This window comes from Jiangella ureilytica, assembly GCF_004348545.1.
GTDB lineage: Bacteria > Actinomycetota > Actinomycetes > Jiangellales > Jiangellaceae > Jiangella > Jiangella ureilytica.
This window is the reverse complement of the sequence record NZ_SMKL01000034.1, coordinates 1-14886: the sequence shown is the minus strand read 5'-3', so window position 1 is coordinate 14886 and position 14886 is coordinate 1. Positions and strand designations below refer to the sequence as shown.

At 74.7% G+C, this 14886-nt stretch carries 14 protein-coding genes, 1 tRNA gene and 1 pseudogene; 9 read left to right on the top strand and 7 right to left on the bottom strand.

The window, feature by feature from the left end:
• Positions 1-20: 20 nt before the first annotated feature.
• Positions 21-1460, top strand: coding sequence for a pyruvate kinase (gene pyk / locus E1212_RS16020; protein ID WP_131984191.1), 1440 nt, complete (start codon positions 21-23; stop codon positions 1458-1460).
• A 30-nt stretch (positions 1461-1490) separates the two neighbouring features.
• On the opposite strand, the gene E1212_RS16015 is transcribed toward pyk, so the two are convergent.
• Positions 1491-1715, bottom strand: coding sequence for a hypothetical protein (locus tag E1212_RS16015; protein ID WP_131984189.1), 225 nt, complete (start codon positions 1713-1715; stop codon positions 1491-1493).
• 153 nt (positions 1716-1868) lie between these two features.
• Between E1212_RS16015 and E1212_RS16010 the strand changes: the two genes are divergently transcribed.
• The 3 genes from E1212_RS16010 (at position 1869) to E1212_RS16000 (ending at position 7065) form a co-directional block, all read left to right on the top strand.
• Positions 1869-2513: a LysE family translocator gene (locus E1212_RS16010; protein WP_131984187.1), complete on the top strand. Its 645-nt coding sequence runs from the start codon at positions 1869-1871 to the stop codon at positions 2511-2513.
• A gap of 171 nt (positions 2514-2684) precedes the next feature.
• Positions 2685-3548: an exodeoxyribonuclease III gene (locus E1212_RS16005; RefSeq protein ID WP_131984185.1), complete on the top strand. Its 864-nt coding sequence runs from the start codon at positions 2685-2687 to the stop codon at positions 3546-3548.
• Between the two features lie 655 nt (positions 3549-4203).
• Entirely contained in the window at positions 4204-7065 is a 2862-nt protein-coding gene (locus tag E1212_RS16000; RefSeq protein ID WP_131984183.1) for an AfsR/SARP family transcriptional regulator, read from the top strand.
• Between the two features lie 41 nt (positions 7066-7106).
• Here the strand turns inward: E1212_RS16000 and E1212_RS15995 are convergent, their stop codons facing one another.
• Positions 7107-8534, bottom strand: a complete 1428-nt coding sequence (locus E1212_RS15995) for an MFS transporter (protein WP_131984181.1) — start codon at positions 8532-8534, stop codon at positions 7107-7109.
• Positions 8535-8622: 88 nt separating this feature from the next.
• Between E1212_RS15995 and E1212_RS15990 the strand changes: the two genes are divergently transcribed.
• Positions 8623-9237, top strand: a complete 615-nt coding sequence (locus E1212_RS15990; RefSeq protein WP_131984180.1) for a TetR/AcrR family transcriptional regulator — start codon at positions 8623-8625, stop codon at positions 9235-9237.
• An 84-nt stretch (positions 9238-9321) separates the two neighbouring features.
• On the opposite strand, the gene thrS is transcribed toward E1212_RS15990, so the two are convergent.
• Both thrS and E1212_RS15980 read right to left on the bottom strand, forming a co-directional pair.
• Positions 9322-10533, bottom strand: a complete 1212-nt coding sequence (thrS, locus tag E1212_RS15985; RefSeq protein WP_131984178.1) for a threonine--tRNA ligase — start codon at positions 10531-10533, stop codon at positions 9322-9324.
• Between the two features lie 181 nt (positions 10534-10714).
• On the bottom strand, positions 10715-11965 hold the full coding sequence (locus tag E1212_RS15980) for an MFS transporter (protein WP_131984176.1): 1251 nt from the start codon (positions 11963-11965) through the stop codon (positions 10715-10717).
• Positions 11966-12150: 185 nt separating this feature from the next.
• On the opposite strand from E1212_RS15980, the gene ykgO reads away from it, so the two are divergent.
• From ykgO to E1212_RS15965, 3 genes are all read left to right on the top strand, one after another.
• Complete coding sequence (ykgO, locus tag E1212_RS15975; protein WP_131984174.1) at positions 12151-12273, top strand: type B 50S ribosomal protein L36; 123 nt, start codon at positions 12151-12153, stop codon at positions 12271-12273.
• A gap of 31 nt (positions 12274-12304) precedes the next feature.
• Positions 12305-12469: a 50S ribosomal protein L33 gene (rpmG, locus tag E1212_RS15970; protein WP_131984172.1), complete on the top strand. Its 165-nt coding sequence runs from the start codon at positions 12305-12307 to the stop codon at positions 12467-12469.
• 86 nt (positions 12470-12555) lie between these two features.
• On the top strand, positions 12556-13167 hold the full coding sequence (locus E1212_RS15965; RefSeq protein ID WP_131984170.1) for a DUF1707 SHOCT-like domain-containing protein: 612 nt from the start codon (positions 12556-12558) through the stop codon (positions 13165-13167).
• A 9-nt stretch (positions 13168-13176) separates the two neighbouring features.
• Here the strand turns inward: E1212_RS15965 and E1212_RS15960 are convergent, their stop codons facing one another.
• From E1212_RS15960 to E1212_RS15955, 3 genes and pseudogenes are all read right to left on the bottom strand, one after another.
• Positions 13177-13653 carry a GNAT family N-acetyltransferase gene (locus E1212_RS15960; RefSeq protein WP_131984168.1) on the bottom strand — a complete coding sequence of 159 codons (477 nt, stop codon included), beginning with the start codon at positions 13651-13653 and terminating at the stop codon, positions 13177-13179.
• A gap of 172 nt (positions 13654-13825) precedes the next feature.
• Positions 13826-14034, bottom strand: a pseudogene (locus tag E1212_RS31115) (MFS transporter); the annotation flags it as partial.
• 22 nt (positions 14035-14056) lie between these two features.
• Positions 14057-14130 (bottom strand) — tRNA-Leu (locus E1212_RS15955).
• A 77-nt stretch (positions 14131-14207) separates the two neighbouring features.
• On the opposite strand from E1212_RS15955, the gene E1212_RS15950 reads away from it, so the two are divergent.
• A complete protein-coding gene (locus E1212_RS15950) occupies positions 14208-14819 on the top strand; it encodes an ANTAR domain-containing response regulator (protein ID WP_238992364.1) in 612 nt (203 codons plus the stop codon).
• Positions 14820-14886: the final 67 nt, after the last annotated feature.

Genomic DNA, 14886 nt, shown 5'->3' with positions numbered 1-14886 from the left:
GACGACTAGTGTTGGCGGACGTGCGTAGAGCGAAGATTGTTTGCACTCTTGGTCCAGCGACCGACTCGCCGGAGCGGCTGCGGGAACTGATCGACGTCGGCATGGACGTCGCGCGGTTCAACCTCAGTCACGGGAGCCACGCGGAACACGAGGAGCGGTACCTCAGGGTGCGCAAGGCGGCCACCGAGGCTGAGCGCAACGTGGGCGTCCTCGTCGACCTCCAGGGCCCGAAGATCCGGCTGGGCGAGTTCGCCGGCGGTTCGGCGGAGCTCGAGGTCGGCCAGACCTTCACCATCACCGTCGACGACGTCGAGGGCACGGCCGAGCGTGCGTCCACCACGTACAAGGGCCTGCCCGGCGACGTGACGGCGGGCGACTCCGTGCTGATCGACGACGGCCGCCTGGCGCTCGAGGTCACCGAGGTCACCGACACCGACGTCGTCACCACGGTCGTCATCGGCGGCAAGGTCTCCAACCACAAGGGCCTCAACCTGCCCGGCACCGCCGTCAGCGTGCCGGCGCTGTCCGAGAAGGACATCGAAGACCTGCGGTGGGGGCTGCGCATCGGCGCCGACATGATCGCGCTGTCGTTCGTCCGGTCCGCCGCCGACGTCGACGACGTCCACCGCATCATGGCCGAAGAGGGCGTCCGGCTGCCGGTCATCGCCAAGGTCGAGAAGCCGCAGGCGGTCGAGAACCTCGCCGAGATCGTCGACGCGTTCGACGGCGTCATGGTCGCCCGCGGCGACCTCGGCGTCGAGCTGCCCCTGTGGGACGTCCCGCTGGTGCAGAAACGCGCCGTCGAGCTGTGCCGGCGCCGGGCCAAGCCGGTCATCGTCGCCACCCAGATGCTCGACTCCATGATCACCAACCCACGGCCCACCCGCGCCGAGACCTCCGACGTCGCCAACGCCGTCCTCGACGGCGCCGACGCCGTCATGCTGTCCGGCGAGACCAGCGTCGGGGCCTATCCCATCGAGACCGTCACCACCATGGCGAAGATCGTCGAGACGGTCGAGGAGCACGGCCTCGAGCGCATCCCGCCGCTGGGCACGCAGCCGCGCACCAAGGGCGGCGCCATCACCAAGGCCGCGGTCGAGACCGGTGCCCTGCTGGGCGCGAAGTACCTGGTCGCGTTCACCCAGAGCGGCGACTCCGCCCGCCGGATGGCCCGGCTGCGTCCCGACATCCCGCTGCTGGCGTTCAGCCCGCTGAGCGCCACCCGGCACCAGCTGGCGCTGTCGTGGGGCATCGAGGCGTTCACCGCCGAGCACGTCGACCACACCGACGAGATGGTCAAGCAGGTCGACCGCATGCTGCTCGAGCAGGAGCGCTGCCGCCGCGGCGACCTCGTCATCATCGTGGCGGGCTCGCCTCCCGGCATCCCCGGCTCGACCAACGCCATGCGGGTGCACCGCATCGGCGACGCCGTCGGCAAGGTCGCGCCGGCGTACCACTGACGCTTCGCCGAGGGTGCGGCCGGCCGACGTTCAGGCGTTGGCCGGCCGCAGCACCTCGTCGAGCCGGCCCTCCTTGGCCGACTCGACGATGGTGCGGAACTGCGCCAGGCTCATCTGCACGCGCTGGCCGAAGTCGTCGGTGATGACGACTCTGCGCTCCGGGGGAGCGTTCTGGTCCAGGAAGAGGTCCGGGCAACCGCAGTCGCAATTGCCGCAGAACGTCGCGATGTGCTGGAGAGGGGCCTGGTGGTTCATGGCGGCCTCGATTCTCTGGGTTCGGGAATGCTGCAGCACCGATTCGGACCGTAGCCGAAACAATCGATCATGAACAGTCTTGTTCGTCGTTGTGACGGCGAGTAAGATCGCGCCGGTCGCTGGTGGTGGATTCGCCCCGGGTTAGGCTGGTCCGTGACCATCGGACAGGCGCTGCTCTCGTTCTCCGTCGTAGCCGCCCTCCTCACCGTCATTCCCGGGCTCGACACCGCCCTGGTGCTCCGCGCCGCCGTCAGCCGGGGCCGCGGGCACGCCGTCGCCGCCGCGCTGGGCGTCGGCGCCGGCTGCCTGGCCTGGGGCGTCGCCGCCGCGGTCGGGGCGTCGGCGCTGCTGGTCGCGTCCGAGACGGCGTACCGGCTGCTCACGCTCGCCGGCGCGGTATACCTGGTCGGGCTCGGCGCGCACCTGTTGTGGACGAGCCTGCGGCGGCGGCCTGCCTCCGACGACCCGTTGGAGGCGGCGGATGTGCCCGAGCGCGGGTCGCTGTGGGTCTCGTGGCTCACCGGACTCGGGACGAACATTCTCAATCCGAAGATCGGGGTGTTCTATGTCGCGACCATTCCGCAGTTCATTCCCGAGGGCACCTCGCCGCTGCTGATGGGCATTCTGCTCGCGGTCGTGCACAACCTCATCGGAATGGCCTGGTTCGCGTTCGTCATCGCCGGGGCCGGATTCATGGCGCGCACCCTCGGGCGCTCGCGCTTCGCGCGCGTGGCCGACCGGGTGACGGGGGTCGTGCTGGTCGGCTTCGGGCTGCGGCTCGCCCTGCAGCACCGCTGACGCCGTCGCCGCCCGTCGGTCACTCGGCCGCCGTGTAGCGCCCTTCCGGCTCGCACGCGGGCTCGGCGTCGCGATCGAGCTCGATGTGCACGGCCTGCTGGAGGTCGGTGAGGACGACGACCCTGCGCACCGTCTTCGCCGGTGTCAGCGGACGCGGCTACGGTAGGTGCGGTGAGAGTCGCCACGTGGAACGTCAACTCCGTCAAGCAGCGCATGCCCCGGCTGCTGCCCTGGCTCGACCAGCGCCGCCCCGACGTCGTCTGCCTGCAGGAGACCAAGCTCGCCGACGACGCCATCGAGGGGCTGCTGGGCGCCGAGCTCGAGAAGCGCGGCTACCAGGCGGCCTACCACGGCGAGGCGCGCTGGAACGGCGTCGCGCTGTTCTCGCGGGTCGGTCTCGACGACGTCGTCACCGGGCTGCCGGGCGGGCCGGGGTTCCCGCACCAGGAGGCGCGGGCCGTCTCGGCCACCTGCGGGGGCGTGCGGGTGCACTCGGTCTACGTGCCCAACGGCCGCGAGCCCGACTCCGAGCACTACGCCTACAAGCTGCAATGGCTCGCGGCCCTGCGCGCCCAGGTCGAGGCCGGGCCCGACTCCGTCATGGTCTGCGGCGACATGAACATCGCCCCCGCCGACGCCGACGTCTTCGACCCCGACGCCTACATCGGGCAGACCCACGTCACCCCGCCCGAGCGGGCCGCGCTGGCCGACCTGCAGTCCGCCGGCCTGCACGACGTCGTCCGCGACCGCTGGCCGTCCGAGCGGGTGTTCACGTACTGGGACTACCGCGCCGGCATGTTCCACAAGGACCTCGGCATGCGCATCGACCTCGTGCTGGCCAGCTCCGCGGTGGCCGGGCGGGTGGCCGCCGCGTGGGTCGACCGGCACGCGCGCAAGGGCACCGGCCCCAGCGACCACGCCCCGGTCATCGTCGACCTCGACGAGGCCCCCGACGGCGACATCGGCCCCGTCGTCCCGCCGCCGTCGGCCGGCGCTCCGCGCCGCGGCTCGGTCAAGCTGCCGCAGTCGAAGTAGCGCTGCCGACTCTCGCCGCGTTCCGGCTGTCCTCGTATGGGTCCGGCGTGGTGGTGCCCAGTTCGTGGACGTGTAGGACCCGCGGAAGGTCGTGGTCACGGGCGAGGGGGACCGACATGATCGACCTCGCGGGCGCGGCGGCGCGCCTCGAGCCCGCGCGCCTTAGGGCCGGGTCGCTGCTGTGGTGGGGCGCTTGACGTGACCCGCGCCGCCGCCCTCACCTTCCACAGCACCAGGGCCTCGTCCGCAGAAAGGCCCCGGCCCAGCCCGCCGTGCCTTGGGTCGCGCTGGCCGCTGACGGCTTCGTGGGTGGTGTCGGCGACCGGTTCGGCTGTGGCGGGGTTCGCGCCGGCCACGCACTGTTGATCATGGCGAAGAGCGGCTTCCGGAGCTCTGGTGACCCTTCCTTCTCCGTGATCAACGGTGATCGCTGGCGCCGGGCCGCCAGTGACCGCCGATGATCACGGGGTCCGGCGCCAGCGACCGGCGGGCCGGACTCCAGCCGGACCGGTCGCCACGCCACGCGTGAACCGCCGGCGGCCAGACCAACAGGAGACACGCGGGGGCGCCCCTACTTCGTCGCCGCCCGCGCGTAGTCGCCGGCCGGACCCTGGCGGACCCCGCCCCGGAGCGGCATGCTGGGGCGGGGGGTGTCATGGACTCGACCGTGCGGGTGCGGCTCCTGGGGCCGGTCCGGCTGGCCGTCGGCGGCGACGACGTCGCGGTGCCCGGGCCGGAGCGGCGGGCCGTCCTCGCCGTCCTCGCGCTGGCCGAGGGCCGCGCCGTCACCGCCGACCACCTGCTCGACGTGCTCTGGCCGGACGAGCCGCCCGAGTCCGGCCGGGCTGCCCTGCACCACCACCTGTCTCGGCTGCGCGGACATCTCGGTCCCGCGGCCGCGCGACTCGAGACGCTCGACGACGGGTACCGGCTGCGGCTGGCCGACGGCGAGCTCGACCACGTCCGCGCCCGCACCCTGCTGGCCCGGGCCCGCGCCACCACCGACGAGCCGGCCGCCGCCGTCGAGCTGCTGCGGACCGCGCTGGCGCTGTGGCGCGGCCCGGCGCTGGCGGAGCTGGCCGCCGTCGAGCCGCTCGCAAGCGCCGCCGCCGGCCTCGACCTGCTGCGTCGCGACGTCACCGAGGCGCTGGCCGGGTGCCTGGCCGACGCCGGTGCGGCCGGCGACGCCGCGTCCGCAGCCGAGGCGATCGTCCTGGCCGGCGACCTGCTGGCGGCCGACCCGCTGCGCGAGCCGGCCGCCCGGCTGCACGTGCGCGCCCTCGCCGCCGCCGGCCGGCGGGCCGACGCGCTGGCGGCCGGGCGCGCGTTCCGCCGCCGGCTCGCCGAGGAGGCCGGGCTGGACCCGTCGCCGGAGCTGGGCGACCTCGAGCGGGCCGTGGCGGGCGGGTCGCTGACGGGGCGGGCGCCGCGAGAACGGCGCACGCGAGTCGCCGAGCATCCGGTGCACCCCGGCGCGGACCCGCCGGTGACCGCCCGCCCGCCCGGCCCGCTGTACGGCCGCGAGGCGCAGCTGGCCGCCGTCGAGCGGCTGCTCGCGACCGAGCGGCTGGTGACGCTGGTGGGCGCCGGCGGGGTGGGGAAGACCCGGCTGGCCGTCGAGGTGGCGCACCGGGCGGGCGCCGTGGCGCTGCTGCCGCTGGCGGCCGTCACGTCTCCTGCGGCGGTACCGTACGCGCTGGCCGGCGCGATCGGGCTCGACGTCGTGCACGGCGACGTGCTGGCCGCGTGCGTCGCGGTGCTCGCGACCGCGCCGGGGCTGGTGGTGGTCGACGACTGCGAGCACCTGCTCGACGCCGCCCGCGACACCGTCGCGACCCTGCTGGCCGGCTGCCCGGAGCTGACGGTGCTGGCGACCAGCCGCGAGCCGCTCGGCGTGAACGTGGAGTGCCTGGCGCCCCTGGCGCCGCTACCGGTCCCGCCCGGCGGGCCCGCCGAGGGCGACGGCGTGCGCTCCGTGCCGTCGGTGGCGCTCTTCCTCGACCGGGCGACGCGGGGCGGACGGGCCGGGCTCGGCACCGTCGGCGACGAGGACCTCCCGCTGGTCGCCGACATCGTGCGCGCCCTCGACGGCGTGCCCCTGGCGATCGAGCTGGCGGCCGGCCGGCTGACCACGTTCGCGCCGGCCGAGCTGCGGGCTCGGCTGGACGAGCGGCAGCGGACGGCCGGCGACATCGTCGAGTGGGCCTACGCTCTGCTCGGCGACGACGAGCGGCGGCTGTTCCGGCACCTCGCGGTGTTCCCCGACGGCGTCGACCTGCCGACCGCCGAACGGGTCGGGACCGGCCTCGGGCTCGACGACCCGGCCGCCGCGCTCGCCCGGCTGGATGACGCGGCGCTGCTGGTCGCCGGGCCCGAGCGGCCGCGGCGATACCGGCTGCCCGAGCCGTTGCGCGCGTTCGGCCGCGACCGGCTGGCGGCCGCCGGCGAGGAGGAGGCGGCGGACCGGCGACTGCTGCGCTCGGCGCTCGACACGGTCGCCTGGATCGACGCCGCCGTCACCTCCGAGGACGAGCCGGCTGCCGACGCCGTCCTGCGCCGCGAGCTGCCGAACCTGCGGGCCGCGTGGGCGCTGGCCCGCCGGCCGGACGAGATGGAGGCAGCTGCCGCGCTGGTCACCGGGTTGTTCGAGGCGTCGGCGTGGCGCGATATCACCGAGCTGCGCGCCTGGGCCGAGCACCTGGCCGCCGACCTCGTCGTCGCGTCCCACCCGGCGCGTGCGGACGTCGTCGCCGTCGTCGCCCATGGTGCTCACCAGGCCGGCGACCGGGTGCGGGCACAGCGGCTGGCCCGGGCCGGGCTCGGGCTGGCGCCGGCCGGGTCGCGGGCGGCGCGGAGCTGCCTGACGACGCTGGCGTCGGCCGAGCTCGCGGACGGCCGGTTCGCCGACGCCGTCGGCCACGCCCTCACCGCGGCCGCGTCGGACCCCTGGCCGGCGACGGCGTACGGCATCGCCGCCCTGGCCGCCCTGTACGACGGCGACGACGACCGCGCCAGGGCGCTGGCCAAGCCCATGGCGCACGCCGCCGGTTCGCCGAGCGCGCGAGCGTTCACGGCCTACCTCGAGGCGGAGATCGCCAACGCGGCGGGGGAGTGGGAGCGGGCCGAGGAGCACTACGCCGCGGCGATCGCCGGGTTCCGGGCGTCGGGCGCCACGGCCGGCGCCGGCCTCGCGTCGATCGGCCTGCTGACCGCCCGCGCCGACGCCGGCCGCCTGCGCGACGCGCTCGAGGGCTACCGCGAGGTGATCGACTACCTCGCCCGCACCGGCACCTGGACTCGGCTGTGGGTGACGGTGCGCAACCTCGCCGACCTGCTGCGCCGGCTCGGCGACGGCGGCCCGGCGGCGATCCTCGACGCCGCCGCCGACCGCGCGCCCGATGCCCCGCTGGCCCGGCCGCCCGGCGCGCCACCCGCCGACGCGCCTCCGGGCGGCGTTCCCGGCCGGGCCGCCGTGCTGCGGCTGGCCCGCGACGCCATCGCCCGCAACCTCCCGTAGGCCCGCCCGCCTTCTCCACGATCGACCGCGGGTGGGAGCGGTCAGTGCACCGGAAGCGCGGCGTGGTCCGGGCGGCCGGCCGGGATCAGGAGCAGCGCCAGGACGGCGGCGGTGGCAGCGGCGACGGCACCGGCGGTGTACGCGGCGGTGAACCCATCCGTGCCGCCGGCGCCGGGCGCGAGGTCCGCGGCGGCGACGCTCGAGGCGACGGCCACACCGAGGGCGGCGCCGAACTCGTGGAACGTGCTCACGATGCCCGATGCCAGCCCGGCGTCATGATGGTCGACGTGCGCGAGGGCGCTCGTGGTGGCGGTGACGAAGCCGGCGCCGAGCCCGGCCGCGGTGACGCCCATGCCGGTGACCAGCGCCGCCGTGCCGATGCTCGGGTCGGCCAGGGTGGTCGCGACGGCGGCGAGGGTCGCCCCGGCGGCGGCCACGGCCAGTGCGACGGTGGCGACCGGGCGCGGGCCCAGCCGGCCCACGGCCCGCCCGCCCGCGTGCGCACCGGCCGCCGTCGCGACCGCCACCGGCAGGAACAGCAGGCCGGTGGTCAGCGCGCCGTACCCGCGCCCGTGCTGCAGGAGGAACGAGCCGAGGAAGAACGACGAGATCAGCAGCCCGGTCGCGACCAGCATCAGCAACACGCCGGCCAGCATCGGCCGCCGGGTGAGCAGCCACGGGTCGATCAGCGGCGCCCGCAGCCGCCGCTGCAGCAGGACGAATCCGGTGTACAGGACGGCCGCGGCGGCGACCGGCGCCACCGTCGAGGAAGCCGTCCAGCCGTCGTCGCCGGCGTTGACCAAGCCGTAGATCAACGCCGCGGTGCCGGCCGTCACCAGCAGGGCGCCCGGCAGGTCGAGCCGCGGCCGCCTCGTGCGGCCGGGCCCGGCCGGAGCCGGGACCGGCAGTGCCCGCCGCAGCAGTGCGAGCACCGCCACGCCGACCGGCACATTGACGTAGAAGATCCACGACCAGCCCGGCCCGGCCGTGAGCAGCCCGCCGACCAGCACGCCGGCCGCGGAGCCGGCGCCACCCAGCGCGGACCACACGCCGAGCGCCCGGTTCCGCTCCGCGCCGTGGAACGTCGTCGCGACGATCGACAGTGCGGCAGGGGAGAGCAGCGCGGCGGCGGCGCCCTGGCTGATCCGGCCGCCGATCAGCGACTCCGCGTTCCACGCCACCCCGCTGACCAGCGAGGCCGTCGTGAACAACGCCAGCCCCGCGAGCACGACGCGGCGTGCGCCGACGAGGTCGGCCAACCGCCCGCCGAGCAGCAGCAGGCCGCCGAACATCAGCGTGTACGCCGAGACGACCCAGGTCAGCGCCGTGCGGCCGAGGCCGAGATCGGTGCCGATGTCGGGCAGGGCCACCGCCACCACCGTCACGTCCAGCACCAGCATGAACTGGGCGACGCCCAGAAGGGCGAGGAGCCGCCAGCGGCCGGCGGCACGCGTCGTATCGGCGTCCATCGATGACTCCCTAACCTGAACAACTGTGTTCGACTTCTACGCGATACAGTAACTCGAACACGGCTGTTCGACAAGACGGGAGCACGCGATGCCGGTCACGACGGGCCGCCGCGCCGATGCGCAGCGCAACGTCGCCGCGATCCTCGACGCCGCCGCGGCCTGCCTGGTCCGCGACCCCGATGCGAGCGTCTCGGACATCGCCGCGGCGGCCGGGGTCGGGCGGGTCACGCTCTACGGGCACTTCAGCTCGCGCACCGAGCTGGTCGACGCCGTGTTCGTCCGCGCGATGACCCGCGCGCACGAGACGCTCGACGCCGTCGACCTGGATGGCGACGCCCGCCAGGCGCTGGCCCGGCTGGTCGAGTCCAGCTGGCAGGTCGTCGACGAGTCGCGCATGCTGCTGGTCGCCGCGCAGCGCGCGCTGCCGCCGGAGCGGATCCGCGAGCTGCACGAGAGCCCCTTGCGGCGCGTCCGGGCGCTGCTCGAGCGCGGCCGGGCCGACGGCGGGTTCCGCTCCGACCTGCCCGCCGACTGGCTGGTCGCGGTCTTCTACACCGTCGTGCACGGGGCGGCCGACGAGCTCGGCGCGGGCCGGCTCGCCGCCACCGCCGCGCCAAGCGCCATCACCGCCACTCTGCTGGCCGCGTTCACGCCGCCCGGCGAGCGCGTCCTCGCCGACGCCCTGCCCCTCGACCCGAGTTGATCATGGCGAAGGGCGGCCTCCGGAACACGGGGAACCCGACCTTCTCCATGATCGACAGCGGTCCGGGCGAGTCCGGCGGCGTCGTCACCAGAGGTCGGCGGCGTGGGCGGCCACCCGGGCGCAGATGCGGGCCACGGCCTCGGCCGCCGGCAGCGGGTCGAGCCGCCGTCCGTCCCGCAGCCTCAGGGCGACCCCGTCGCCGTCGGCCTCCTGGGCTCCGACGACGGCGGCGTACGGGACCAGCCGGGCGGCGCGGATGCGGGCGCCCAGGCTGCCCTGTCCGGGCGCGGCGACCTCGGCTCGCAGCCCGGCGTCCAGGCAGCGCTCGACGACGGCGTGCGCCGCGGCCTCCTGCGCCGCCGCGACCGGCAGCACCACCACCTGCACCGGCGCCAGCCAGGGCGGGAAGGCGCCGCCGTGCACCTCGATGAGGTGTGCGACCGCACGCTCCAGGCTGCCGATGACGCTGCGGTGCACCATGACCGGCCGGTGCCTGGCGCCGTCGGCCCCCACGTACTCGAGGCCGAAGCGCTCGGGCTGGTGGAAGTCGATCTGGACGGTGGACAGGGTCGACTCGCGCCCGGCGCCGTCGGTGATCTGCACGTCGATCTTGGGGCCGTAGAACGCCGCCTCGCCCTCCTCGGCCTCGTACTTCTCGCCGGACCGTTCCAGCACGTCGGCCAGCAGCTCGGTGGCCCGCTGCCAGGCCGCCGGTGCGCCGGCGTACGTGCCGCCGGCGCCGGGCAGCGACAGCCGCAGCCGCGCGGGCCGGATGCCCATGGCCGCGTGCGCGGCCCTGATCAGCGCGAGCGCCGCGGCCGCCTCGTCCGCCGCCTGCTCCTCGGCGCAGAAGACGTGCGCGTCGTTGAGCTGGATGGCCCGCACCCGGGTCAGCCCGCCGAGCACGCCGGACAGCTCCGAGCGGTACATGCCGCCCAGCTCGGCGATGCGCAGCGGCAGCTCGCGGTACGAGTGTCCGCGCGAGCGATAGATCAGCGCGTGGTGCGGGCACAGGCTCGGCCGCAGCACGAGCTGCTCGCCGCCCACGTCCATGGGTGGGAACATGTCGTCGCTGTAGTGCGACCAATGGCCGGAGAGCTCGAACAGCTCCCGTTTGCCGAGGACGGGCGAGTTCACGTGCCGGTAGCCGGCCCTGCGCTCGACGGCGTGGACGTACTGCTCGAGCGCATGGCGGACGGCGGCGCCGCCGGGCAGCCAGTACGGCAGCCCGGCGCCGATGAGCGGATCGGTGTCGAACAGGTCCAGCTCGCGGCCTAGCCTGCGGTGGTCGTGCATCGTGGTCTCCTCATGAGTGAGGGCGAGTGACCACGCGGCGACGCCCGGGGCACTCGCCCCGGACGTCGGTGGACAGCTGTCAGCGCGCCGGGACGGTCTCCGGCGTCGTCGTCAGCTGCGCGCGTTGCGGCATGGGGCCGACGGTAGCAATCTCGCACCGTCGTGCGCGCGCGGTTTTCGCTCAGCCCGGCAGCAGCTGCTCGACGTCGCGGACCCCGCGCAGCGCCCACCAGAGCGGGAGCGGCGCGAGCAGCGTCAGCGCGCCGCACACCCACAGCGTCGCCCGCGGCCCGGCCAGCTCGCCGAGCAGGCCGCCCACCACGCCGCCCAGCGGGAACGCGCCCATGATCAGCACCCGCATGGTCGCGTTGACCCGGCCGAGCAGCTCGTCCGGGGTGATCTGCTGGCGCAGGCTCACGCTGGCGATCGCGTAGACGATCTGGCCGAGCTCGCCGGCGCCCAGGCCGGCGACGAGGAAGGCGATCGCCGTCCAGCCGGGCTCGGCCAGCGGCACCAGCAGGCCGAACGGGCCCGTCACCGCGAGTGCCAGCCAGCAGATCCGGGCCGACCCGGCCCGCCGCGACAGCCAGGGGGTCGCGGCCGCGCCGGCCAGGACGGTCGCGGACCCGGCCGCGACGGCGAGCCCGATGGCCGCCGGCGACAGATCCAGCGTCCGGGCCATGAAGATCACCGAGACCGCGGCCGCCACCGCGAAGCAGAAGTTCGACAGGGCGCTCGCCGCGGCGGTCGCGCGCAGCGCCGGGGTGCGGCGGACGAACGCGAGGCCGGCGCGGATCTCGGCCCGCAGCCGGCCCCGCCCGACTCGCCCCGGGACGGGCGCCGGTGCGGGTTCGGGCGTGCGGATCGCGGCCAGCGCGGCCGCCGACACCAGGAACGTCACCACCTGCACCGCCACCACGGCGGCGCCTCCGAGCAGACCGGTCAGCCAGCCGCCCAGGCCGGGCCCGGCGAACTGGCCGGACGCGCGCACCGTCTCCATCGCCGAGTTGCCGGCCAGCACCCGGTCGCGGCCGATGACCGCGGGCAGGTAGCTCTGGTAGCCGACGTCGAAGAAGACCCGCGCGACCCCGGTCAGCAGGGCGACGGCGATCAGCTGCGGCACCGTCAGCACCCCCAGGACGGCCGCGAGCGGGATGGTGGCGAGCAGCAGCGCCCGCGCGAGGTCGGCGGCGATCAGCACCGGCCGCCGCCGGCAGCGGTCGATCCAGGCGCCGGCCGGCAACCCGATGACGGCGAACGCGAGGGTCGACGACGCCGCCAGCAGCCCGGCCTCCAACGCCGAGGCGCCGAGCGTGAGGACGGCGAGCAGCGGGATCGCGATGCCGCTGATCTGGGCGCCGAACTGGCTCGTCGCCTGGCCGGCGAGGAGCAGGCGGAAGTCGCGGTGGCGCAGCGGAGAGGGCGTGGACACGAAAGAGCCTCCATCGAACGGGCGGGCAGGTGCCCCACCCGCTACCGACGGAGGCGTCGCTAGGGGTGGGGTACGTTACCGGCCCCTCCGAGGAGGGTCAAACGCGCTCTGTCCGTGGCACCGCCGACGGGAACAACCGCGCCGCCGTCGCGGTTATGAGAACAGTTCTCGTCAGAGGAGGCGCCATGAAGGTCCGCAACTCGCTCAGGTCGCTGAAGAACCGGCCCGGTTCGCAGCTGGTCCGCCGTCGCGGCCGGCTGTTCGTGATCAACAAGAACGACCCGCGGCTCAAGGCCCGCCAGGGTTGATGACGGCTCGCAGCTCAGAGGAAGGACAGACATGGCGCGCACCGATCTCCGTCCGGTCGTGAAGCTCCGGTCGACGGCCGGCACCGGGTACACCTACGTCACCCGGAAGAACCGCCGCAACGACCCCGACCGGCTGGTCCTGCGCAAGTACGACCCGCTCGCCGGCCGGCACGTGGAGTTCCGCGAGGACCGCTGACGGTCCGCCCGGGTACGCGTTGCGGGCGCCGCCGCCGAGCGTGGGGGCGCCGCCGCCGGGCCGGGCGCGGTCGTAGGATCGCGGCCATGGCCGATGACGACGCCGACCGGCGCAGCGCCCTGCAACGCGTCTCCGACGCGGAGCGTGAGCAGGTGGCCGAGCGCATCCGCGCGGCCGCCGCCGACGGCCGGCTCGGACTCGACGAACTGGACGACCGGCTGGGCTCCGCCCTCGCCGCGCGCACGCGCGGTGACCTCGACGCCGTCGTCGCCGATCTCGGTGACGACGGCGTCTCCGCGCGTCCGGTGCCCGACGCCGTCATCAGAGCCGACGGCTCGTCCGTGCAGCGGGTCGGCCGGTGGGACGTGCCGGCGCAGCTGACCGTCCAGTCGTCGATGTCCTCGGTGACGCTCGACTTCACCGAGGCGATCTTCACCGCGGGCGGCTGCCGCATCGACATCGAGGTGTCGGCCGGCTCGCTGCGCCTGGTCGTTCCCGAGGACGTCGCCGTCGACGTCGACGTCGAGCCGCGCTTCTCCAGCGTCGACGTCAAGGTGCCGGAGCGGCCGGCCTCGCCGCGCGCCGTCGTCACCGTCGCCGGGACCCTGAACATGGGCAGCATCAGCGTGCGGCGGCCGGGCTGGCGCCGTCGCCGGCAGCTCAAGAAGGCCGCGTCGAGGCCACAGCTGGAGGCCTGAGCCGGGCGGTCAGTCCTCGAGGTCGAGGACCAGGTGCGGACGGCTCCAGCCGATGCGCCCGTACGGGGCGATGACGGCGACGTCGCGCGCCCCGCAGCGCCGGTAGAACCCCGCCGACGGCGGGTGCGAGACGATGTGGACGCGGACGAGGCCCTGCGCGCGGGCGTGGGCGACGACGTCGTCGATCAGCAGCCGGCCGATGCCGAGCCCCTGCGCGTCGTCGGCGACGAACATGAAGTCGAGCTCGCCCTCGCCCGGCCCGCCGCGCCCGGGCACCTGCAGGCTGGCGAACCCGAGGATCCGGCCGTCCGGCCCGTGCGCGACCCGGGTCAGGTGCCGCCCGATGTAGGCGGCGTCGATGGTCTGGTTCGCGACCATGACGCGGTACGCGCCGTCATACGCGCGGGCGGTGCGCACCATGGCCGTCAGCTCCTCGGTCTCGGCAACCGTCGCGGCGGCGATCTCGACCTGCAGTGTGCTCGTCATCGGTCCGGCTCCCGTTGCTCGTCGGTTACTGCTACCCCGTAGGGGTACTCTAGATACGGGGGAGGGGTATCCGCAAGGGGTGCTCGTCACTCGTCGGCAGCAGGGGGGTGTCACGGCGGTGACGGCGACGCTGCCCAGCAGGACCTCGCGGTGCCGGCGACGAGCCGATGAGGCGGTCGGCCGGCGAGCCGGCGAGCAGCCCGGTCAGCAGCCACGGCAGCGTCGCCGCGGCACCCGCCGCCGCGACCGCGGCCGGGTCGTCGGTCAGCGAGACGGGGGTAGCGGGTATGCCGCCAGCCCGATGCCGCCGCCCAGATCGGTCCGCGTCGCGGCGGCCCGGAACTGCCAGAACGGCCTGCCCGGCCCGCGTCCGTGCGCCATCGTAGAAGGACGGTTCGACGGGTAGCCCGGGCGGGACTCGAACCCGCAAACAACGCATTTTGAGTGCGCCGGCTTTGCCAATTTGCCTACCGGGCCGCTCGCTCACGCTCGGTCCGCGGCGACAGGGGCCCAGCCTACCCTCATCCGTAACATGCGCCGAGTAGGCTTCCCGGGTGACCGAAACGCCTACGCCAGCCGCGCCCGCCCGACGTGTCCTCGTGGCCGAGGACGAGTCGCTCATCCGCCTCGATCTCATCGAGATGCTGGGTGAAGAGGGCTATGAGGTGGTGGGAGAGGCCGCCGACGGCGCCAGTGCCGTCCGGCTGGCCGAGGAGCACCGCCCCGACCTCGTCGTCATGGACGTGAAGATGCCGGTACTCGACGGCATCTCGGCCGCCGCCCGCATCGTCGAGCAGCGCATCGCTCCCGTCCTCATCCTCACCGCCTTCTCCCAGCGTGACCTCGTCGAGCGGGCCCGCGAGGCCGGCGCCATGGCCTACCTGGTGAAGCCGTTCAGCAAAGCCGACCTGGTGCCGGCCATCGAGATGGCGCTGTCGCGACACGAAGAGATCACCCAGCTCGAGAACGAGGTCGCCGACCTCAACGACCGTCTCGAGACGCGCAAGCTGGTCGACCGCGCCAAGGGCATCCTGCAGACGAGATACGGGCTGAGCGAGCCCGACGCGTTCCGGTGGATCCAGAAGGCCGCCATGGACAAGCGCACGTCCATGCGCGAGGTCGCGAGAGTCGTCCTCTCCGACGCCGAGGGCGAGTCGAAGAGCTGACCCGTGGAGTGCCGTGCACGCCGGCAGCGACTGGGGGCCGGAGGCTTCCCGTCATCCGGGGGCGGGC